The organism is Salinispora tropica CNB-440, from assembly GCF_000016425.1.
In the GTDB taxonomy this organism is placed as follows: Bacteria; Actinomycetota; Actinomycetes; order Mycobacteriales; family Micromonosporaceae; genus Micromonospora; species Micromonospora tropica.
In genome coordinates, this window is the sequence record NC_009380.1 from 1,339,204 (window position 1) to 1,360,489 (window position 21,286).

The following is a 21,286-nucleotide window of genomic DNA, read 5'->3' on the forward strand; positions in this document are numbered from 1 at the left end:
CCACCAACGTGAGCCTGTTCGCGCTGGTGGGAGTATCAACAAGAAAGGATGACCCCGTGTCGGTCATGATTTCCGCCGTCGAGTCCACCGACTTGTTCGTCGGCACCGAGGACAACCCGCGTCAGGTGCTCCGTGTGACGCTTGACGGCCCGCCCGGGCCGGTCACCGTCACCGGGCCGGGTGTCTCCGGTAACGCGACCGGCACGGGCGTCGTCGAGGTCCCCCTGGACATCGACGACCGAACCCCCGGCACGCAGGTGCCGGTAACCGTCACGGCCGGCGACGCGACTGCGCAAGCCACTGTCGTCGTCGCCGAGCCGGGCTGGACGATGTTCCTCGTCTCACACTTCCACTACGACCCGGTGTGGTGGAACACGCAGGCCGCGTACACCTCGCCGTGGGAGCTGCTCTCCGGCGACGCCACCACCCGGCCGCTCTGGGAGCGCAACGGCTTCGCGCTGGTGGACGCGCACATGGACCTCGCCCTACGGGACCCGGTCTACACGTTCGTCCTCGCCGAGATCGACTACCTGAAGCCGTACTTTGATCTGCATCCCGAACGCCGGGCGGACCTGCGCCTGCTGATCGAGCGCGGCCAGGTTGAGCTGATCGGCGGCACCTACAACGAACCCAACACCAACCTCACCGGTGCCGAGACCACCATCCGCAACATCATCTACGGTGTCGGCTACCAGCGGGACATCCTCGGCGGGGACCCGCAGACGGCCTGGCAGCTGGACGTGTTCGGGCATGACCCGCAGTTCCCGGGCTACCTCGCCGACGCCGGACTGACCGGTTCGGCCTGGGCCCGCGGCCCGTTCCACCAGTGGGGGCCGATCCAGAAGAACTTCCGCGAGGCCAAGAACGACGCGACGGTCATGCAGTTCCCGAGCGAGTTCGAATGGATCTCGCCGTCGGGTCTCGGTGTCCTCACCCACTTCATGCCGCACCACTACTCGGCCGGCTGGTGGATGGACTCCTCGCCTGACCTGGCCAGTGCCGAGAAGGCCGTCTACGAGCTGTACCAGCGCCTCAAGCCGGTCGGCGCGACGAAGAACCTGCTGCTGCCGGTCGGCACCGACTACACCCCGCCGAACAAGTGGGTCACCGAGATCCACCGTTCGTGGGCCGAGAAGTACGTCTGGCCCCGCTTCGTCTGCGGTAACCCGCGGGACTTCCTCGACGCCGTCCGCGCGGAGCTGGCCGCGACCGGACGCCGTCCCAGCCCACAGACGCGGGACATGAACCCGATCTACACGGGCAAGGACGTCTCCTACATCGACACGAAGCAGGCGCAGCGGGCCGGCGAGGTCGCCGCCGTGGACGCGGAGAAGCTGGCGACGCTGGCCGCGCTGGAAGGGCTCGGCCGCTACCCCGACGCCGCACTCGACAAGGTCTGGCGGCAGCTCGCCTACGGTGCCCACCACGACGCGATCACCGGATCGGAGTCCGACCAGGTCTACATCGACCTGCTCTCCGGCTGGCGTGAGGCGTACGACCTGGCGGCCGCCGTCCGGGACCGGGCGCTGGACGTGCTCGTCGGGACAGTTGACACCACCGGCGACGGAACACCGATCGTCGTCGCGAACACGCTCTCCTTCGTCCGCTCCGACCTGGTGTCGGTACGGCTTCCCGAGGGCCACGACGGTGGCCGGCTGATCGACGACACCGGTGCCGAGGTGCCGGCCGTCGTCGATCGGGGAACGCTGCGGTTCCACGCCGCCGATGTCCCCGCCCTGGGGTGGCGGACCTGGCGGCTGCTGCCGGGCGTCTCCAGCGTGGAGCCGGCCTGGACGCCCGCCGACGGTGCCGCGATCGAGAACGCCTACTACCGGGTCACCGCCGACGCCGAGCGCGGTGGCGGACTCGACAGCGTCTACGACAAGATCTCGAACCGGGAGTTGATCCGCGCCGACCACCTCGGTAACGAGCTGCGGATCTACGAGGAGTACCCGGCCCACCCCGACTTCGGCGAGGGCCCGTGGCACCTGATCCCGAAGGGGCCGGTCGTCGGTAGCGCGGCGGCGGGGGCGACGGTCCGCGTCGAGACCAGCCCGATCGGTTCCCGCCTGGTCGTCACCGGCGTCGTGGACGAGATCGGCTACGAGCAGACAATCACGCTGTGGCACGGGGTGCGCCGCGTGGACTGCCGTACCCGCATCGTCGACTTCGCCGGCGCTGACCGGCTGGTTCGGGTGCGGTTCCCGGTCGACCTGCCCGGCGCACTGCCGGTCTCCGAGGTTGCCGCCGCGGTGGTCGGCCGTGGGTTCGCGTTGCCGGACGTGGATGCCGCGGAAGCACCCTGGACGCTGGACAACCCGGCCAACACCTGGTTCGGGCTCGGCTCCACGGCGCGGGTCTCGCTCTCCGACGCCGCCGGTTCCCCGCTGGGTGACCGTGCCCTCGGCGTCGCCGAGGTGGTCACGCCCACGCTCGACGAGGCGGCCGACGCTCGTGACCTGGTCGTCGCGCTGGCCGCGGTCGGTGTCACCGTGACGACCGCCAGCGCCGACTGGGCGCGGTACGGCTGGCTCGATGTGGACTCGAACCTGCCCGACTTCCGCATTGTCATCGGAGGGCCGCAGACCAACGACGCCACCCGGGAGCTGTTGGAGCGGGCCGGCCCGGAGTATGTCGAGGCGCTGGACCAGCACGGCCGGGTCTGGATTCCCGCGGAGAAGGCGCTGCACGAGGTGTGGCAGCCCAACGCCGACCTACGGGACCTGCGGGCGCTGCCGGCGCTTGTGGTCACCGACGTCGCCGCGCTCACCGAGGACGTCGCCGACGCCCAGATCCAGGCCTGCTGCCCGGGTGCGGTTCCGACCTCGGAGCTGCTGGTCGACCACACCGTCGCGATGCTCACCTACGGGCTGCCCGGTTTCGCCATCGACCCGACCGGAGCGCTGCACCTGTCGCTGATGCGTTCGTGCACCGGCTGGCCGTCCGGAGTGTGGATCGACCCGCCGCAGCGGACCCTGCCCGACGGCGCGTCGTTCCAGCTACAGCACTGGACCCATGAGTTCAACTACGCGGTGACCAGTGGCGACGGCGACTGGCGGGCGCTCACGCTGCCCGCGCAGGGCCAGGAGTACAACCACCCGCTGTACGGCCGGGTCGTCGAGAACCACCCGGGGACGAAGCCGGCGACGCACTCGTACCTGGGGGTGGAGCCCGCCCGGGAGGTGCTGCTCGGGACGCTCAAGCCCACCGGCAACCCGATCGCGCACGGCGCCGCCGTCTCCTCGGACCCGGCGGACGCGGTCAGTCTGCGGCTGCTCGAGTCAACCGGGCTCGGCCGCTCCGCGACCCTGACCGGTGCGCTGGCCCTGACCGAGAAGCACCAGGCCGACCTGCTGGAACGTCGTGGCGCGGCGCTCGCGGACTCGATCGAGTTGACGGGTTCGCAGGTCACCACGGTCGTCGGCGTTCCGGCAGCGGCCCCGCGCAGCGAGGAGCCGCTCGGGCCCGAGGTCGAGATCGCGCAGCCGGTGCACTCCCGATACTGGCTGCACAACCGGGGCCCGGCGCCGATGGGCTACCTGCCGGTTTCCGTGGGTGTCTCCCCGGGGCTGCTGCGGACCGTCGGCGAGCCGGTCGAGGTCTCCGTGGTGCTCGCCTCGCACCTGAGGGACGCGGCCGTCGAGGGGACCGTCAGCATCCTCGTACCGCAGGGGTGGACGACCTCGCTGGGCAGCCGCCCCTACCGGCTCGACCCCGACGGTCAGCTTCGCTTCGACGTCACCGTGACGCCCTCGGTCGGGGTGGAGTCCGGGCTGTACTTCATCACGGCGCGGACCGAGCACCTTGGGCAGACCATCGAGGATGTCACCACGGTCGCGGTCGGCGAGCTTCCCGCTCTGCTGCCGGTGCCCGGGGACATTCCGGAGGACTGGGACGCGGCGCAGGGCACGAAGGCCGAGACGGGACGTGACACCGGGCTGACGGTGGATGTCACCACCACCTCGGTCACCGTCGCCCCCGGCGGGCGGGCCACGATCGGGGTGCGTCTGCACAACCGCACTCGCGGAGAGATCCGGGCCGAACTCCAGCTCGTCTCGCCCTGGGGCACCTGGGACGCCATCGCCGAGCCGATCCGCGGCGTCGCGTTGCCCGCGGGCGAGTCGGACACGGTCACCTTCGACGTCGTTCCCCCGCGGGACGCCGATCCGGGCCGGTTCTGGGCGCTGGTGAAGGTGATGTGGTTCGGCCGCTGCCAGTACGCCCCCACCGTTGAACTGGTGCTGGAGCCATGACCACCGCGCAGCTCGACGAGTCGGTGCTGGGCTGGCTCGACGGACGGCCACTGGACCGTACGGAACTTGACCGCCGGCTCGCCGCCCTGCGCGGCGGGCTGCGGTCCTCCGCGCTGCCGGTGCCCGGGAGCGCCGAGGACCGGCAGCTGACCCGCTGGGTGGCGCAGGTGATCCTGACCGAACAGCTCTGCGTCGCGGAGGCCGAGGCCCGTGGTCTCGACGTGGCGGATGCGCCACTGGTTCGATTGGATCAGCTGGCCGCCGTCGAGTTCGGATCCATTACCGCCGCGGCGTTTGAAGGCTGCGCCGCTGTCCGTGCTCTGTATGCGGAGCTGACCGCGGAGGTCACCGCGCCAGCGGCGCAGGTCGCTGCCTATCGTGCGGCGACCGCTCAGCGGCCTGCCGGAGTCGTGTGGCAGTTGTCCTCCGCGGACGGCGACTTCGAAGCGACTCCGGACTCGTTGCCGGCCGGGTTGGCGGAGGCGCTGCGCTCGGCCACGCCGGGGGAGACGGTCACCGTCGGCTCGTGGACGGTGGTGCTTCGGGGCCGCCGGGAGCCGGTCGATCCGGCTCTTGATCCGACTGATCGGATCAACGACTCCGCACGTCGGGTCGAGTTTGTCCGGTGGCTTGACCACGCTCGCGCGCACCGGCTCCGGCTGGTGCCGGGGCTGGAGCATCCGGGCGACCCGAACCAGCCGGACAACTACCACCGGCACTGACGCTCCGGCCGGGGCTGCTCGTCGCCATCGGCGACGAGCAGCCCCGGCCGGGCTACGTGCTACTCGCTACTTCTGGTGGTGGGTGGACCGGCTTCGGCGGGTGAGGACGATGAAGCTGGCGCCGATGAGGATGAGCAGGGTGGCGGTGCCGAGCAGGCTGGGCAGGCTGGCCCCGGTGATGGGTAGGTCGGGATCGGTCGGATCCGTCGGGTCAGTGGGGTCGGACGGGTCGGTGACGGTGATGGTGACGGCTTCGGACTGACTGTTGGGGCAGATGGTGTCGACGCTGGTGAAGTCGGCGGTGAGATTGTTGGTGCCGACGGGGAGCGTCGTGGTGTAGGTGGCGGTGTTGGTGGTGTCCAGGGGCACGGTGGCGAGGTCGGTGTTGTTGTTGCGGAAGGTGACACTCCCACTGGGATCGCCGGTGTTACAGGTGACGGTGGCGGTGAGCGTGACGTCCTGATCCGCGGTCGGGTCCTGCGGCGAGACATCCAGGGTGGTGGTGGAGCTCGCTATCAGAGTGGGCAGGGCCAGGCTGTGGTTGGTGCCGACGGCGGTGTTGGTCAGGGTGGTGCCGGTGGACAGGTTGACCGCGACGGGCGTGTTGCTGCTGCTGGCGATGCTGACGTCGCCGCTGGTGGTGACCTCGGTGCCGAGCTGACCGAAGGAGTTGTCGCCCCAGGCGAGAGCGGTTTCGGTGTTGGTGATCGCCACGGTGTGGTTGCTGCTGTTGGCGGCGATGGCGGTGAGCGTGGTGCCGCTGGGGAGGCTGACCTCGACGGGTGTGTTGCTGGTGACGTTGTTCCCGTTGCCCAGCTGGCCCGTGGCGTTGTTGCCCCAGGTGGCGGCGGTGCCGTTGGTCAGCAGCGCGACACTGTGGAGGAGGCCGGCGGCGATGGCAGTGACCGTGGTGCCCGTTGTCAGGGCGACGTTGACGGGTGCGAGGGCGTTGGTGTTGGTGCCGTCACCGAGCTGACCCTGGGAGTTGCTTCCCCAGGCGACGGCGGTGTTGTCAGAAGTAATCCCGAGGCTGTGGGCCGATCCGCCAGCGATGGCGGTGAGCGTCGTGCCCGTTGTCAGGGCGACGTTGACGGGTTTGTTGGTGCTGGTGGTGGACTCGTCGCCCAGTTGGCCCTCGTCGTTGTTTCCCCAGGCGAAGGCGCTGCCGGTGGAGGTCAGGGACAGGCTGTGGACGGAGCCGGCGGCGATGGCGGTGGTCGTGCTGGTCGTGGGCAGGTCGACGGTGACGGGTGTGCTGCGGTCGTCGTTGGTCCCGTCGCCGAGTTGCCCGGAGGAGTTGTCGCCCCAGGCGAGGACGGCACCGGTGGAGGTCAACGCCAGGCTGTGGTCGTTGCCGGCGGCGATGGCGACCACCTCGGTTCCCGCGGGTAGGTCTACCGCGACGGGAGTGTTGCTGCTGGTGGTGGTCCCGTCGCCGAGTTGACCGTTGGCGTTGTTGCCCCAGGCGAGCAGGCTGCCGGTGGAGGTCAGGGCCAGGCTGTGCTTGCCGCCGCCGGCGATGTCGGTGAGCAGGGTGCCCGCAGGCAGGCTGACCTCGACGGGATCGGTGCTGTTGGTGGTGGTCCCGTTGCCCAACTGGCCCCTGTCGTTCTGACCCCAGGTGAGGGCGGTGTCCGTCACGGCGGCGGTCGTTGGTGGCTTGTTCTGCGCGAACGCGGGCGACACGACGACCGCCTGCGCGACCGTCACGGCCAGCGCGAGGGAGAACCATCCGGCGGCGGTGCGTCCCGCCTGCCGCCCTCCAACGCCTCGGCCGAGCCGTTGACCGATTCCTTGCATCGTGCATACCTCCGAGCCGACAAATGACTACTAATAGGGCAGCAGCCATTATCAGCCACCTATCCCCCTGTGTCGGTAGAAATACCTCTACCGCCAGGATCAACGCGGATCGGGCGTTGAGGGTGTCGGTCTGGGCAAAAGGACGATTGACTCGGCTTCCGCGACGTGGGCCAGCGCCGGTGGTGGCGGCAGGAAACGGCGGCGTTCAGAAGAGGGTCAGCGGTTGCACCGGAGCCGGCTGGGGCAGCGGCTCGAGCGCGGGGACGCGGGCCCGCACCTCGTCGTGGAAGCGGCGGGCGAGCACCGGGGCGTCGGCGTTGTCTGGAGTGTGGACGAAGAAAACGGGCGAACGGCCCTCCTGGAGCCAGCCGGCGACCCTGTCGACCCACCGCTGCCAGCCCGCACTGCTCTGGTCGGGATCGTCCCGGCCGAGGTAGCGGACGATCGGCCGGTCGGTCAGCGCCTCCGACCGGAGCGGCATCCGTGGCTTCTTCGTCCAGGCATCCCGTTCCGCGTCACTGGTCGGTGGGCGGGCGAAGAACGTGGTGGTGTCGAAGGGGATCCACTCGGTGCCGGTGGCGGCCAGCGTCCGGACCAGCAACTGGGCCGCTCGTGGGTCGAGGAAGAACGCGGGGTGGCGCACCTCGACCGCGTACCGGTGGGTCGGGGGAAGGCGGCGCAGGAAACGGGCGAGGGTGGCCACGTCGGTGGGAGCGAAAGAACCCGGCACCTGGATCCAGAGAGCCTGCGCCCGAGGGCCCAGGGGCTCGATCACGTCCAGGAAGGCGCGCAGCGGTTCGTCGACATCATGGAGGCGGCGCTCGTGCGTGACGACCCGGGGCAGCTTGAGCACGAACCCGAAGTCCGGGTCGGTCTGCTGGGCCCAGGAGGACACCGTCTCCCGGGAGGGGGTTGCGTAGAAGGTGGTGTTCCCCTCCACTGCCGTGCACCACCCGGTGTAGTGCCGCAGGCGTTCGGCTGCCGGTAGCGGGTGGGCCACCAGGCGCCCCTGCCACGCCTTGTGGGTCCACATCGCGCATCCCACCTGTAGCCGCACGTGGTATCCCTTCGCCGAAGCGTCGACAGCCAGGCTCGGCCCCGCTGGCCCGCGAGGTCGGCGCACCAGCGCCGGTCGCCGCGCCAGTCGGGGCGGTCGGGCGGGGCCCCGGGTTGTGGCGGCGTCCACCGCCGCGACCCCGACCTCCGGACGTGAGCGGTCAGTCAGGGGTGGGGAAGCCGTACCGAGCGGCGTGCTCCGGATCGGCCGGGTCGATCTGGCGTACGCCGGAGTCGGCGAGGCGCTTGTTGACCTCATCCAACCGCTCGCGTACCAGCCGGGCCTCCTCCTCGGTGACCCGTCCCCGGTGTGGCCGGCCCGCATGCTCGATGCTGCCGTAGTCGATCTTCTCGGCGGCGCGGCGCGTCTTCGGGGGGCGAACCCGATCAGCGGTCCGCAGCAGCTGCGCCATCGGTGTGTCGGTGGCCATGGCGTCAAACTCGCTCGCGGTCAGTACGACCCGGCGCGGATCGCCCCCGCCGTGGCTGTCGTGGATCTCAACGATCGCGACGTCCAGGGCCGCGTCGTCGATGCTCTCCACCTCGGCCGGGGTGGCATCCAACTGTACGGGCCCGGCCACCAGGTCGGGGTGCTCCAGGACGACCACCCGGGTGGCCTCGTCGTCGGGCTGGAGTACCCGGCCACTGAAGTCGGAGACGCGGATCGTCTTCTTGCCCATGCGCGGAACTTCTCCTGTCGTAGGCCGGTCTGGAGGACCAGCAGACGTTACCCGACAGGTGTGCGAATGTCGGCGTCGGCTCGCCGATCGGTGCCGGGCTGTGGTCGGGCTGACCCCAGGCGGCGCACCGGGCGGGCCCGACGCCGGTCAGTGGGAGTTGAGGTTGTCGATGGTGGCGCTGGCGGGAAGACGGTTCAGCTCAACCCAGGTGAGCAGTGGCGAGGCGCGGTTGCCGCGGTGCGGTGGCTGGGCCGGCAGGCAGTCCGGGGTGAACCAGGCGGTTGGCCAGAGTGTCCTGGGGTTGTGGCGGCAGCGGTCCTGCGGCTGGTTCGGCATGACCCCACCATTTCAAACAATGGTGTACGTCTATCGACGATAGATATAACAGTCGATTGGGTCAGATGGTTCTCGGACGTGGCAGTCGGACCTCGAACCGACACCCGGTGGTGGTGTTGCGGACCTGTACCCGGCCGCCGTGCGCCTCGACCAGTCCCCGCACGATCGCCAGTCCCAGCCCCCCGGAGCTGGCCACCTCCCCGGTGCTGGGGCGGGGGGTGCGGGCCCGCTCGCCGCGGAAGGCGACATCGAAGACGCGGGGCAGATCATCCTCCGGGATGCCGCCGCAGGTGTCCGCCACGGCCAGCCAAGCCCAGTCGGTCTCCGCCCCGGCCTCGACCCGTACGGTTCCCTCCGACGGTGTGTAACGGACGGCGTTGATCAGCAGATTCCCCACCACCCGGGCCAGCTCGGGCTCACTGGCCAGTACGGTGGGCCAACCCGAGTCGGGTGCCAGCAGGTGGACCCGGCAGGCGGTCGCCAGCGGTGCGGTGCTGGCGACGGCGTCGGACACGACATCGCCCAGGGGCACCGCCGACATGGTCAGGCGCAAGGCGCCAGCGTTGATTCGGGAGAGCTCGAAGAGGTCGTCCACCAGGCGGGTCATCCGATCGGTCTCCACCCGAATCCGGTGGTGGTACTCGCTCACCGTCGCGGGATCGTCGACCACCCGGTCCTCCAACGCCTCGGCCATCGCCCGCAGCCCGGCCAGCGGGGTTCGCAGGTCGTGGGAGACCCAGGCGACGAGGTCCCGCCGACCCTGTTCGATCTGACGCTCCCGCTGCCGGGCCTGGTCCGCCCAGACCGCGGCGGCAGCCAGGCGACGCCCGAAGAGCCAGCCGACCGTGAGGCTCACCATGGCCGCCGCTGCCACCGTGATCAGCACCACGTCGCGGTCGTGTGCGGAGAGGAACATTGCCTCGGCTACCGCGGCTACCGCGGCCACCATTGCGGTCACCGCGACTACCAGCAGGGTGACGATGTGTACCGTCACCGAACGCCCGCGCAGCAGGCGCAGGGCGAGCGCGCCGGCCGCGCCGACGCAGAGCGCCGGACCGAGCGCGAATGCGAAGATCAGCGCCAGTTCACCCATCGGTCGGCTCGTACCGGTAGCCGATGCCCCAGACCGTCACGATCCGGTGCGGGTTGGCGGGATCGGCCTCCACCTTCTCCCGTAGCCGTCGGACATGGACAGTCACCGTCGACTGGTCGCCGAAGTTCCAGCCCCACACCCGCTCCAGCAACTCGGCCCGGCCCAACGCCCGCGCGGGGTGTCGCATCAGGTACGCCAGCAGGTCGAACTCACGTACGGTGAGGGTGAGTTCGTGGCCGTGCAGCCGGGCCACCCGAGGGCCTGTCTCGACCACGAGCGCACCGTCGCGGAGCACGGTGGCCGGTGCCGTCCGGGGCTCACCGCTGCGCCGCAGCACCGACCCGACCCGTAGCACGAGTTCCCGGGGCGAGAACGGTTTGCTGAGATAGTCATCGGCACCCAGCTGGAGGCCGAGGACGCGATCGGCCTCGTCGCCGCGTGCGGTGAGCATGATGATGGGCACCCCACCCGGCTTGGTCCGCAGCCGCCGGCACACCTCCAGGCCGTCGAGCCCGGGCAGCATCAGATCCAGCACGACGAGGTCCGGCGGTTCGGCAGCGACCGCGGCGAGCGCCGAGTCGCCGTCGCCGACGTGCCGCACCTGGTAGCCGGCGTGTACCAGGTAGCGACAGACCACATCACTGACTGTTCGGTCGTCGTCCACGACCAGCACCCGTTGCGTCACCGGGCCTCCCCTTGTCGTTGCCCAGCGTAGCCGCGACGGTCAGCTTAAGATCTTGCGAGGCGGTTACGGCCGTCGCCAGCGGCGGTGGTTCGCGACCCGTGGGGTCTCCGGACGTGGCGTACGGTGCGCAACGAGCAGACCCCGGAGGAGGCGGCGATGGGCGGCCGGCAGCTTCACCTGCACCTGACCACCTGGCTGGGGCAGTGGCCAGCTGGCCCGGGTCTACACGTGGTCGCCGCCCGGCGGCGGGCCCAGCCCGCCTGGGACGGTCGGCTCCGGCCGGCGATTGCCGTCTCCGCCGGGGAGCATCAGGTGCTCTCCGTGGCGCCGGAGCGGGTTGCCGCCGTCCGGGAACTGGCGCTGGGTTCGTCCCGGCGGCTCCTCGCCGGCCTGCCGACAGCGGTCGGTCACCCCGACTGGGTGGTGCACGACGACGTGTTTCGGTGGACCGAGGACCCCGCACCGCTGCCGGATGTCGGTGAGTGGATCCCGCCGACCTCGCCCGGTCTGCCGCCCTGGCTCCGCCTGTTTGACCGGCCGGTGCTGGTGGTGCGCGACGACCACGGTCGGTACCGGGCCGGCGTCGGCGTCAAGTGGCACGACGTGTACGGCCGGGAGCTGGCGGTGGGCACCGTTCCGGCAGCCCGGGGACGGGGGCTGGCCCGCCGGCTGGTCGCCCAGGCGGCGCGCCGGGTCCTCGCCGAGGGGGCGGTGCCGACGTACCTGCACAGTCGGCGGAACGCGGCGTCGGCTCGGGTGGCCGAGGCGGCCGGGTTTCCCGACCGGGGCTGGCGGTCGTTCGGGGTCTACCCCGGCTGAACCGGCCGGCTTGCGCCCCGGGATGTGGGCAGGGCGCGGACCGGAGTTCCCGGGCCGGAACCCCGGTCCGCGTCCTCCCCCCAGGTCCCTCCGCTGGCCCCCGGGGCGGACCGCCGGATGTGGTTGTGACGCTACGTATCTGACGGCGTGCAGGCAAGGGGTGCTTGGAGGTGTTGGTGTGTCGAAAACTGGACTCTGACCTGCAAGTAAAGCGTGTGCGACCGGCTGAAGCGAAAGGTGACGGAGCGTACGAGGTGTCAGCTGGCCAGCCCGAGGACTTCGGCGGCGGCGCGGCCGTTGGCGTGGCTGGCGCCGTACGTGGTGACGAAGGCGTGTACCCCCGCCGGCCGCCACGACCCGGGCCAGCCCATCTCGACCACCACCACCGCGTGCTGCGCGGCGAGCGCCGCCACCAGGTCGGCGGCGCCGGGCAGCAGGTGTAGACGCCGGCCGACCAGGACGATCGTCCGATGGCCGGCGATCCGGCACAGGGTCACCGGGTTCGTGGCGGTAGCGACGATCCGCAGCTGCTCGACGCCGGTGAGGTGCGGGCCGAGGCCCCACGGAACCCGTGCCTCGGCGATCGTCGAGCTGGCGTGCAGCTGCACCACGAGGGGACGGCCGAGCCCGGTCAGCGTGCCCTCCACCCGGACCGCCCGGCGCGCGGCGGCGTAGCCGAGCTCGGCGGGCGGAGTGTCGGCTGCGCCGGTGCTCCGGGGCCAGGTGGCGAGTTCGGCGGTACGGCCGGCCGCCTCCTCGACCCGTGCCCGCTCCAGCCGGCCGTCGGTCAGCGCCGTCCCGATCTCGGCGGCGACCTGCTCGACCAAGCCAGCATCGACCCTCGCGCCGATGCAGAGCAGATCCGCCCCGGCGGCAAGCGCCGCGACGGCGGCGGGGCCCACCCCGCCCGCGGCCGACGCGGCGCCCCTCATCTCGAGAGCGTCGGTGACGATCGCCCCGGCGAAGCCGTACTCCTGGCGCAGGAGCTCAACCAGGGCGGCGCGGCTGAAGGTAGCCGGGTCATCCCCGGTCAGCGCCGGGATCCGGATGTGCGCCGTCATCACGGCCCGGGTCCCGGCGGCGACCACCGCCGCGAACGGCGGAAGGTCTCGCTGACGGAGGAGCGTCAGGGGGGCGTCGACCGTGGGTAGTTCGTGGTGGGAGTCGGCGACTGTGGCGCCGTGGCCGGGGAAGTGCTTGGCGCAGGCGGCGACGCCGCCGTGTTGGAGCCCGGCCACCGCGGCGGCGGCGTGCGCGGCCACCCGGTCCGGGTTGTGCCCGAAGGAGCGGGTGCCGATCACCGGGTTCTCGTCGGCGCTGTTGACATCAACGGCCGGGGCCAGGTTGACGGTGATGCCGAGAGCGGCCAGCTCCGCCCCGATGGCCTGGTGGACACGTCGGGTCAGCGCCACGTCGCCGATCGCGCCGAGTGCGGCGTTGCCGGGGTACGGGCTTCCGGTCGCGTGTGCGAGGCGAGTGATGTCTCCGCCCTCCTCGTCGATCGCGATCAGTACGTCGGACCGGGCCGCACGCAGGGCGGCGGTGCTCGCCGCGACCTGCTCGGGGTCGTGCACGTTGGTACCGAAGAGCGTGTGTCCGGCGAGGCCCTCGCCGATGAGGTCAACGGCCCACTGCGGTGGGACCGGGCCTGGGTACGCGGCGAGTAGGGTGCCCAGCGCAAGGCGGCGAATTCCTGGATCCGGCCCCATCTGCTCCCCTTGTCTCCCTGTCGATACGGCCGACTACCCGGCTCCGTCGCCGGCCGTTACGCTACGGTTACCTCTTTCGTCGTTGCGTATGGCTAGGTTTGTGGAACCTCGAGGACTGGCATGACTATGACCCGGCTCCCCGGAACCCCCCGCCTGTTGCGGGCGCTCAACGACCGCGCGGCGCTGGAGTTGCTGCTGGAGCAGGGCCCGCTGACCCGGGCGCGGTTGGGTGAGCTGACCGGTCTGTCCAAGGTCACCGCGTCCCAGCTGGTCGAGCGGCTCGAGGAACGAGGGTTGGTCACCCGGGTCGGCGAGCAGGCGGGCGGGCGGGGTCCGAACGCCCAGCTCTACGCCGTCCGCCCGGGCAGCGCCCACGTGGTCGGGGTGGATTTCGGGGCCGAACGGGTCGTCGCTGCCTGCGCGGACATCACCGGGGCGGTGGTCGGCCGGGCAGAGCACCCAACGGGCGATACCGATGACCCGGTCGGCGTGGTGCACCACACCGTCGTTCAGGCCGCGAGCAGCGCCGGGGCGCCGCTGGCGACCGTACGCCGGGTCGTCCTGGGCGCCCCCGGTCTTGTCGATCCGACCAGTGGTGACATCACCTTCGCGTTCAACCTGCCTCGGTGGCATGCCGGCCTGCTCGGCGCGCTTCGGGACGATCTGCGCGCGCCCGTGGCGTTCGAGAATGACGTCAACCTGGTGGCGATGGCCGAGGCGCGGTCGGGAGCGGCGCAGGGCGTGGCTGACTTCGTCCTGGTCTGGGTGGACGCCGGTATCGGTCTGGCGATCGTCTTCGGCGGGCGGCTGCACCACGGCAGCACCGGCGCCGCGGGAGAGATCGGCTGGCTGCCGGTGCCCGGCGTGCCGATCCCCCATGCCGCTGCCCTTCGCACGAAGCCCGCTTTCCAGCAGCTCGTCGGCGGGGAGGCGGTTCGCGCGCTCGCTCGGGAGCACGGGTATCCGGACGATTCGGTGGCCGGCGGGGTCGCCGCGGCGATCGCCGACGGTCCGGCCGGTGACCCGATGCTTGACGAGTTGGCCCGTCGGCTCGCGCTTGGCGTGGCGAGCACCGCTGTGGTGTTGGATCCACCGCTGGTGGTCCTGGCTGGTGCGGTTGGCCGGGCTGGCGGGGCGGCGTTGGCCGAAAGGGTACAGCGAGAGGTGGCGGCGATCGCCCTGGTTCGGCCGCGGGTGGTGCCGACCGGGCTGACCGAGGAGCCGATTCTGCGCGGCGCGCTGCACACCGCCCTGGAGGCCGTCCGGGACGAGGTGTTCGGCTCCACGACGAGCTGACCGGCGGTCGACAGCGGTTCTCTCCGGGTGCCTCGTGGTGGGGGACGACTGCCTCACACGGCAGCCTCGACTTCGGGGGCTCGGGTGTGGCCCACCGGTGCGTGGTTGGATGGACTCGTGACTGGTGCCCTGATCTCTGGCCCCTCCGATGCCACCCCCACCCCCGCCTCCGTGGACGCTGATCTGGTGGTCAACGTCGAGGGCGTGACCGTGCGCCGCGCTGGTGCGGCTCTGCTGTGCGACGTTGACTGGCAGGTCGAGCTGGACGAGCGCTGGGTCGTGCTCGGCCCCAATGGTGCTGGTAAGACCACGCTGCTCAACCTGGCTGGTGGTCGACTGCACCCGACCGTCGGCGTCGCACACGTGTTAGGTGAGCAGCTCGGTCGCACCGACCTGACCGAGCTGCGGACGCGGATCGGGCTCTCCACCGCGGCCCTCGCCGAGCGGATCCCCACCGAGGAGCGGGTCGTGGACGTGGTGGTGACCGCGTCCTGGTCCGTGGTGGGCCGCTTTCGGGAGGAGTACGACAGCGGCGACGAGATCCGGGCCCGAGCGCTGCTCGGCCAGCTCGGCGTCGGTGAACTCGCCGAACGCCGGTACGGCACCCTCTCCGAGGGAGAGCGTAAGCGGGTGCAGATCGCCCGTGCGTTGATGACCGACCCGGAGCTGTTGCTGCTCGACGAGCCCGCCGCCGGGCTTGACCTTGGAGGCCGCGAAGAGCTGGTGGCTCGGCTCGCGGAGCTGGCGTCGGACCCGGATGCCCCGGCGTTGGTGCTGGTCACCCACCACGTGGAGGAGATTCCGCCCGGCTTCACCCACGCGTTGCTGCTGCGCGACGGGGACGTGGTGGCGCAGGGCCTGCTGAACGATGTCCTCACCAGGGACAATCTCAGTAAGACCTTTGGGCTGTCCCTGGTGGTCGAGCGGCACGGCGACCGCTACACCGCCCGCGCCGGTTGAGGCACGGGCGAGGCCCGCGTCGGGCCGCAGCTGGTTCGGGATTCCGCAGCCCCCAACCTGCAGACCGGAGGTGCGCGATGCCACAGACCCGGGTGGTCGTCCTGGGCAGCGCCAACATGGACCTCGTGGCGACCGCCGCGACGCTGCCCCGACCGGGGGAGACACTGCTCGGCGCGGATTTCGTCATGGTGCCCGGCGGCAAGGGCGCCAACCAGGCCATCGCGGCGGCGCGGGCCGGCGCGGCCTGTACCTTTCTCGGTGCCATCGGCTCCGACGCCTTCGGCGTTACTCTGCGTGCCCGCATCACCGCGGCCGGAGTGGACACCGGACACCTGCGGGTCGCGTACGGTGCCTCCGGGGTCGCCCTGGTGATGGTCAACGCCGAGGGGGAGAACGCCATCGTGGTCAGTCCCGGCGCCAACGCCACGATGACCGGGCTGACCGAGTCGGAGCTGACGGCCGTACGCGAGGCGGACGTGCTGGTCGCCCAGCTGGAGATCCCGGTGGAGACCGTTACCGAGGCGGCGGTGGCGGCGCGTGCCGCCGGCACCCGCGTGGTGCTCAACGCCGCGCCGGCCCGGACCGTGCCGGCGGAGCTCTTCGCCGCCACCGACGTGCTTGTGGTCAATGAGAGCGAGGCACAGACGTTCACCGGTCACGGTCGGGACAAGCCGCAGGCGCTACTGGAGCTGACCCCCCGGGCGGTGCTCACCCTCGGCGTCTCCGGCGCCTGGTACGGCGACCGGGAGGGCGTCCAGGTGCACGTCCCGGCGGTGCCGGTCGAGGCGGTCGACTCGACGGCGGCCGGCGACGCGTTCTCGGCAGCGCTTGCGGTCGGCTGGGGCGAGGGGCGCGAGCTGGTGGACGCGGTGCGGTGGGCGACGGCCGCTGGCGCGGCGTGTGCCCGGCGACTCGGCACTTCGGTGGCGTTGCCCCGCCGGGACGAGATCGACGAGCTGTACCGGCCGGGCTGACCGGACTTCCACCTCGGTAATGTCAGTTTTTTGACCCAATTCGGGCGTTACATTGCTGAAGTGGATAGCATAGGGTGGAACGTTGCTTTCGTGCACAGCTACTACAGCGACGGGAAGCCCAGCGGCGAGAACGTCATGGTGGACGCCGCAGCCGAAGCGCTGCGGCGCGCGGGACATGCGGTGGACCTGGTCGGACGGCGAACGGATGAGCTCAGCGGACGTACGGGCTACGCCGCTGTGGCCGCGCTCAGTACCGTTACCGGCGTTGGTCCGTCGCCCGTCGGTGAGTTTTGGCCCACGGACGTTGACGTGGTTCACGTGCACAACCTGTTCCCGAACTTCGGCCGTGGCTGGCTCCGTACGCTGTCCAAGCCCCTCGTCGTCACCCTGCACAACTACCGTCCGTTGTGCGCGGCAGCGACCCTGTTTCGCGGCGGTGCCACCTGCACGGCCTGCCTGCGGGGTTCGCTGCCCGGGCTGCGCCACGGCTGCTACCGCGGCAGCCGGATGGCCACTCTGCCGCTGACGTTGGGTCAGCGGACGCTGCGCCGCGACCTGTTGGGTCGGGCGGACCGGTTGATCGTACTGTCCGAGGTGCAGCGGGACTTCTACGTGCGGGCCGGCGTGGACGAGCGCAAGCTCGTTGTCGTCCCGAACTTCGTGCCGGATGACATGGACCGAGGCCCGGGGCCCGGCGGAGTGGACTGGGTCTACTCCGGCCGCCTGGACGACGCCAAGGGCATCATCGAACTCATCACCCACTGGCCGCGCGAGCTGCGACTGACCGTCTTCGGCACCGGCCCGCTGCTGGCGAACGCCAGGGAACTCGCCCGAGGCAAGGACATCACCTTCTCCGGGCACCTGCCGCGCGCGGCCGTGACCGGCGCCGTGCGGAACGCCCGGGGAGTGGTGTTTCCGAGCCGGTGGCCGGACCCGTTCGGCCTGGCCTATGCAGAGGCCATGGTCGCCGGGACACCGGTGCTGGCGCGCCGTCCCGCGGCGGCCGCCCAGTTCGTGCGCCAGCAGGGCACCGGCGTTGCCGTCGACGAGGTCACCAGCGACGCGATACGCGCCGCGCACGAGCTGTTTCCCTCGCTGCGTACCGCCTGCCGCGCCGCGTACGTCGCGCACTACCGGGAGCCCGACCATGTTGCGGCGCTCACCGAGGTGTACCTGCAGGCCTGCGCTGCTCGCCGCGCCAGGCGGTCAGCGATGGCATGAGCGGGGCACTCCCGGCGGGGTTCCGGGCCGACCTGTCACCGGTCGTCGGTGTGATTTTCTACCGCGCGCTGCACCGCCCGGTAGATCTGACCGAACCGGAGCGCGTCCGGCGTGCGCAGCAGCAGTAGCTCGCGGCCGTGTGCTTGTACCCACAACTCCTGCACGCGGTTTCCCCGCTCGTAGGAGCGGTCCAGCCAGCCGAGCGGGATCTCCAGGAAAGGCGCCACGGCCAGCGCTAGCAGCAGGCACCCGGCGAGGGTGAGGAGCACTGGCAGCCAACCCCGCTCCGGTGCTGACCAGACCAGTGCGAGTGTGCAGACCACTGCCGCCAGTGGCGGCAGCGACAACAGCAGCACCAGGACACCACGGCTGAGCACCCGTCCGCGGACGGCGAGGGTGGTCCGCCCTTTCGCGTGCCAGACGTACCTGATCTCGGCGATCGGCACCCGGAGCCCGCCCGACCGGATCGCCTCGGAGGTCACCTGCACCGCGTCGTCCCGGTAATAGATGGCCATCACCAACTCTAACCGGGGATCGTTCGGTGCTGGTCGGCCCGGTCGAGAGGCATTGTCCCCTCGCCGACACCGGGGCCGCTACGGGCTGGTGGCCCGGGAGCGGTTCGCTCTCGCCGCCGGACCCGGGTGTGGTGTTTGGGGGGTCGGCTGACTGGCTTCGACGGCGCGTTGTATGGCTCGGTAGATCTGCCCGAACCGCAGCGCGTCGGCGGTCGCCAGCAGCAGCAGTGGCCGATCCTGCCACCGGACCCAGATCTCCAGCCGGCGGCTGCCCCGGGCGTACGAGCGGTCCAGGTACTCAAAGAGGAAGTCGGCGACCGGCCCGGCCGCCAGCCCGACCAGCACCGAGGCGCCGATGACGGCGATGGTGACGGTGGGGGAGCGGCCCAGCCAGAGCGCGAGTGCGATGCCCGCCGCGGCGGCGACCAGCGGACCGGCCAGGGCCGCGCCGATCGCGCCGCGGCCTGCCAACACTCGCCAGGAGCGGCTGCCGCGGTGGTGCCACACGGCGCTGATCTCGGCTAGCGGGACCGTCTGGTCCATCACTCGGACAGCAGTGGAGGTGACCTGTATCGATTTGTCGTGATAATACGTGACCATTGTCGAACTCCCGGTGACGGGGCTGGCGCCAGACTACGGCCCTGGCGGTCGCGCCGTAAGGTTGGCACGCGACTTCGACGAGGAAGTGAGGGACAGCGTGGGCGAGTTCGTGCGGCTGGAGACCAAGGACGGAATCGGCACCATCCGGTTGGAGCGACCGCCGATGAATGCGCTGAATACCCAGGTGCAGGAGGAGCTGCGCGCCGCGGCGACCCAGGCGGCTGGCGATCCGGCCGTCCGCGCGGTCATCGTGTACGGCGGGGACCGCGTCTTCGCCGCGGGCGCGGACATCAAGGAGATGGCCGACATGTCCTACGTGGATATGGCCGAGCGGGCCGCCGAGCTCTCCAGCGCGCTGGGGGCGATCGCCCAGATCCCCAAGCCGGTGGTCGCCGCGATCACCGGGTACGCCCTCGGCGGCGGCTGCGAGTTGGCCCTCGCCTGTGACTGGCGGGTGGTTGCCGAGGACACCAAGCTCGGCCAGCCAGAGATCAAGCTCGGTGTCATTCCCGGTGCGGGTGGCACCCAGCGGTTGGCCCGACTGGTTGGTCCGGCCCGCGCCAAGGACCTGATCATGTCGGGTCGGATGGTGGACGCGCCGGAGGCGCTCCGGATCGGGCTGGCCGACCGGGTGGTTCCCTCCGCCGAGGTCTACGCCACCGCGGTGGCCCTGGTGCAGCCGTACCTGACCGGGCCGGTGCAGGCCCTGCGCGCGGCGAAGCTGGCGGTCGACGGTGGCCTGGAGATGGATCTGACCTCCGGCCTGGCCTGGGAGAGCCAGCTCTTCGCGGCGCTGTTCGCCACCGACGACCGGCGGGAGGGCATGGCGGCCTTCGTGGAGAAACGCAAGCCGGACTTCACCGGACGTTGATCCGGGGCGTTCCCATTCCGGCTACCGCTGGGTAGCGTATGCCCTGATCTTCCGCGGGCAGGGGAGCTGGTCATGTCGGAGCGGATCGAGGGGCACGGCGGGGCGCTCGCGCTTGCGGTGCTGCGGGCACACGGAGTGCGCGAGATGTTCACCCTCTCCGGTGGGCACATCTTCCCGCTCTACGACGCCGCACATCAGCTCGGGTTTCCGATCTATGACGTCCGGCACGAGCAGTCGGCGGTCTTCGCGGCCGAGGCGGTCGCAAAGCTACAGCGCCGCCCCGGCCTCGCCGTGCTGACCGCCGGACCGGGCGTCACCAACGGCATCTCCGGGTTGACCAGCTCCTTCTTCAACGCGTCACCGATTCTGGTGCTCGGTGGGCGAGCGCCGCAGTTCCGGTGGGGGGCGGGCAGCCTCCAGGAGTTGGATCACCTGCCGTTGGTCACGCCGGTGACGAAGCACGCCGAGACGGTGCTGCGCCCCGAGGAGATCCCCCGCGCGGTGGGCGCCGCGTTGACCACGGCGCTCACCCCGCATCGTGGCCCGGTCTTTGTGGATCTCCCACTGGAGGTGGCCTTCTCGGTGGCCGACGCCGACCTGCCCGCCGTTGCTCCGATCGCCCCGATCGAGGCGGACCCGGCGGAGGTGGCGAAGGCCGCCGTCCTCATCGCTCAGGGGCAGCGACCCGTGCTCATCGCCGGCTCCGACGTCTACGCCGGCGACGCCGTTGACGCCCTGCGCGCGGCGGCTGAGGCCCTTGCGGTGCCGGTCTTCACCAACGGCATGGGCCGGGGCGCGCTGCCGCCGGAGCACCCGCTTGCCTTTGCCAAGTCCCGCCGGGCGGCGTTGCGCGACGCCGACGTGGTGGTGGTCGTTGGCACGCCGCTGGACTTCCGGCTCAACTTTGGCGACTTCGGCGCCGCGGCGGTGGTGCACGTGGTGGATGCGCCGGGTCAGCGCGCCGGGCACCTCCAACCGGCCGCCGCGCCCGCCGGTGACCTGCGACTGATCCTGTCCGCGTTCGCCGAGTACCCCGGCGAACGCGTCGACCACGCGGAGTGGGTCGCCGAGTTGCGGGCCGCCGAGGACGCTGCCCGTACCCGCGACGCCGCGGAGATGGCCGCGGAGACCGACCCGATCCGGCCCGCCCGCGTCTACGGCGAGCTGCGCCGGGTACTGGCCCAGGACGCGATCACCATCGGCGACGGTGGCGACTTCGTCTCGTATGCGGGTCGGTTCCTGGAGCCCGCCCAGCCCGGCACCTGGCTCGACCCCGGTCCGTATGGCTGCCTCGGCACCGGGATGGGCTACGCCATGGGCGCTCGGGTGACCCACCCCGACCGACAGATCTGCGTTCTGATGGGGGACGGTGCGGCCGGCTTCTCCCTGCTGGACGTGGAGTCGCTGGTCCGGCAGCGGTTGCCGGTGGTGATCGTCGTCGGGAACAACGGCATCTGGGGGCTGGAGAAGCATCCGATGCGGGCGCTGTACGGCTACGACGTGGCCGCTGACCTCCAGCCGGAGCTCCGTTACGACCAGGTGGTCCAGGCGCTGGGCGGCGCTGGTGAGACGGTGGCGAAGGCCGCCGACCTGGGGGCGGCGCTCCGGCGGGCCTTCGAGGCCGGGGTGCCGTACCTGGTCAACGTGGTGACCGACCCGGCTGACGCGTACCCCCGGTCGTCGAATCTCGCCTGAG

At 71.1% G+C, this 21,286-nt stretch carries 18 protein-coding genes; 9 read left to right on the top strand and 9 right to left on the bottom strand.

The window, feature by feature from the left end:
- Positions 1–56 precede the first annotated feature (56 nt).
- On the top strand, positions 57–4,253 hold the full coding sequence (locus STROP_RS05995; protein ID WP_011905093.1) for a glycoside hydrolase family 38 N-terminal domain-containing protein: 4,197 nt from the start codon (positions 57–59) through the stop codon (positions 4,251–4,253).
- Positions 4,250–4,975 (top strand): DUF7158 domain-containing protein, encoded by a 726-nt coding sequence (locus tag STROP_RS06000; RefSeq protein ID WP_011905094.1) that lies wholly within the window; start codon positions 4,250–4,252, stop codon positions 4,973–4,975. Before STROP_RS05995 ends, STROP_RS06000 begins: the two co-directional genes overlap by 4 nt.
- A 66-nt stretch (positions 4,976–5,041) precedes the next feature.
- On the opposite strand, the gene STROP_RS06005 is transcribed toward STROP_RS06000, so the two are convergent.
- The 6 genes from STROP_RS06005 to STROP_RS06030 all read right to left on the bottom strand — a co-directional run bounded on the left by STROP_RS06005 (position 5,042) and on the right by STROP_RS06030 (position 10,625).
- Positions 5,042–6,775 carry an RCC1 domain-containing protein gene (locus tag STROP_RS06005; protein WP_011905095.1) on the bottom strand — a complete coding sequence of 578 codons (1,734 nt, stop codon included), beginning with the start codon at positions 6,773–6,775 and terminating at the stop codon, positions 5,042–5,044.
- A gap of 205 nt (positions 6,776–6,980) precedes the next feature.
- On the bottom strand, positions 6,981–7,808 hold the full coding sequence (locus tag STROP_RS06010; protein ID WP_011905096.1) for a DUF72 domain-containing protein: 828 nt from the start codon (positions 7,806–7,808) through the stop codon (positions 6,981–6,983).
- 184 nt (positions 7,809–7,992) lie between these two features.
- The gene (locus tag STROP_RS06015) at positions 7,993–8,511 is read right to left on the bottom strand and encodes a hypothetical protein (RefSeq protein WP_011905097.1); all 519 of its coding nucleotides are present in this window, start codon (positions 8,509–8,511) and stop codon (positions 7,993–7,995) included.
- A gap of 147 nt (positions 8,512–8,658) precedes the next feature.
- The gene (locus STROP_RS06020) at positions 8,659–8,847 is read right to left on the bottom strand and encodes a hypothetical protein (protein ID WP_018830227.1); all 189 of its coding nucleotides are present in this window, start codon (positions 8,845–8,847) and stop codon (positions 8,659–8,661) included.
- A gap of 61 nt (positions 8,848–8,908) precedes the next feature.
- The gene (locus tag STROP_RS06025; protein WP_011905098.1) at positions 8,909–9,940 is read right to left on the bottom strand and encodes a sensor histidine kinase; all 1,032 of its coding nucleotides are present in this window, start codon (positions 9,938–9,940) and stop codon (positions 8,909–8,911) included.
- The gene (locus STROP_RS06030; protein ID WP_011905099.1) at positions 9,933–10,625 is read right to left on the bottom strand and encodes a response regulator transcription factor; all 693 of its coding nucleotides are present in this window, start codon (positions 10,623–10,625) and stop codon (positions 9,933–9,935) included. Before STROP_RS06030 ends, STROP_RS06025 begins: the two co-directional genes overlap by 8 nt.
- 156 nt (positions 10,626–10,781) lie before the next feature.
- Between STROP_RS06030 and STROP_RS06035 the strand changes: the two genes are divergently transcribed.
- Entirely contained in the window at positions 10,782–11,444 is a 663-nt protein-coding gene (locus STROP_RS06035; protein ID WP_028565395.1) for a GNAT family N-acetyltransferase, read from the top strand.
- A gap of 257 nt (positions 11,445–11,701) precedes the next feature.
- Here the strand turns inward: STROP_RS06035 and STROP_RS06040 are convergent, their stop codons facing one another.
- A complete protein-coding gene (locus STROP_RS06040) occupies positions 11,702–13,153 on the bottom strand; it encodes a glycoside hydrolase family 3 N-terminal domain-containing protein (RefSeq protein WP_011905101.1) in 1,452 nt (483 codons plus the stop codon).
- A 120-nt stretch (positions 13,154–13,273) separates the two neighbouring features.
- Here STROP_RS06040 and STROP_RS06045 point away from each other — a divergent pair, with 120 nt between their 5' ends.
- From STROP_RS06045 to STROP_RS06060, 4 genes are all read left to right on the top strand, one after another.
- Entirely contained in the window at positions 13,274–14,449 is a 1,176-nt protein-coding gene (locus tag STROP_RS06045; protein WP_011905102.1) for an ROK family transcriptional regulator, read from the top strand.
- An 84-nt stretch (positions 14,450–14,533) separates the two neighbouring features.
- Complete coding sequence (locus tag STROP_RS06050; RefSeq protein WP_011905103.1) at positions 14,534–15,409, top strand: ABC transporter ATP-binding protein; 876 nt, start codon at positions 14,534–14,536, stop codon at positions 15,407–15,409.
- Positions 15,410–15,486: 77 nt separating this feature from the next.
- Positions 15,487–16,383 carry a ribokinase gene (locus STROP_RS06055; protein ID WP_011905104.1) on the top strand — a complete coding sequence of 299 codons (897 nt, stop codon included), beginning with the start codon at positions 15,487–15,489 and terminating at the stop codon, positions 16,381–16,383.
- Between the two features lie 90 nt (positions 16,384–16,473).
- Entirely contained in the window at positions 16,474–17,604 is a 1,131-nt protein-coding gene (locus STROP_RS06060; protein ID WP_026275751.1) for a glycosyltransferase family 4 protein, read from the top strand.
- 35 nt (positions 17,605–17,639) lie between these two features.
- Here STROP_RS06060 and STROP_RS06065 read toward each other — a convergent pair whose 3' ends face one another.
- Positions 17,640–18,119, bottom strand: a complete 480-nt coding sequence (locus STROP_RS06065) for a DUF6232 family protein (protein WP_011905106.1) — start codon at positions 18,117–18,119, stop codon at positions 17,640–17,642.
- A gap of 78 nt (positions 18,120–18,197) precedes the next feature.
- Entirely contained in the window at positions 18,198–18,719 is a 522-nt protein-coding gene (locus STROP_RS06070) for a DUF6232 family protein (protein WP_011905107.1), read from the bottom strand.
- A gap of 97 nt (positions 18,720–18,816) precedes the next feature.
- On the opposite strand from STROP_RS06070, the gene STROP_RS06075 reads away from it, so the two are divergent.
- Both STROP_RS06075 and STROP_RS06080 read left to right on the top strand, forming a co-directional pair.
- Complete coding sequence (locus STROP_RS06075; RefSeq protein WP_011905108.1) at positions 18,817–19,590, top strand: enoyl-CoA hydratase/isomerase family protein; 774 nt, start codon at positions 18,817–18,819, stop codon at positions 19,588–19,590.
- 72 nt (positions 19,591–19,662) lie between these two features.
- Positions 19,663–21,285 carry an acetolactate synthase gene (locus STROP_RS06080; protein ID WP_011905109.1) on the top strand — a complete coding sequence of 541 codons (1,623 nt, stop codon included), beginning with the start codon at positions 19,663–19,665 and terminating at the stop codon, positions 21,283–21,285.
- The last annotated feature ends 1 nt before the right edge of the window (position 21,286 follow it).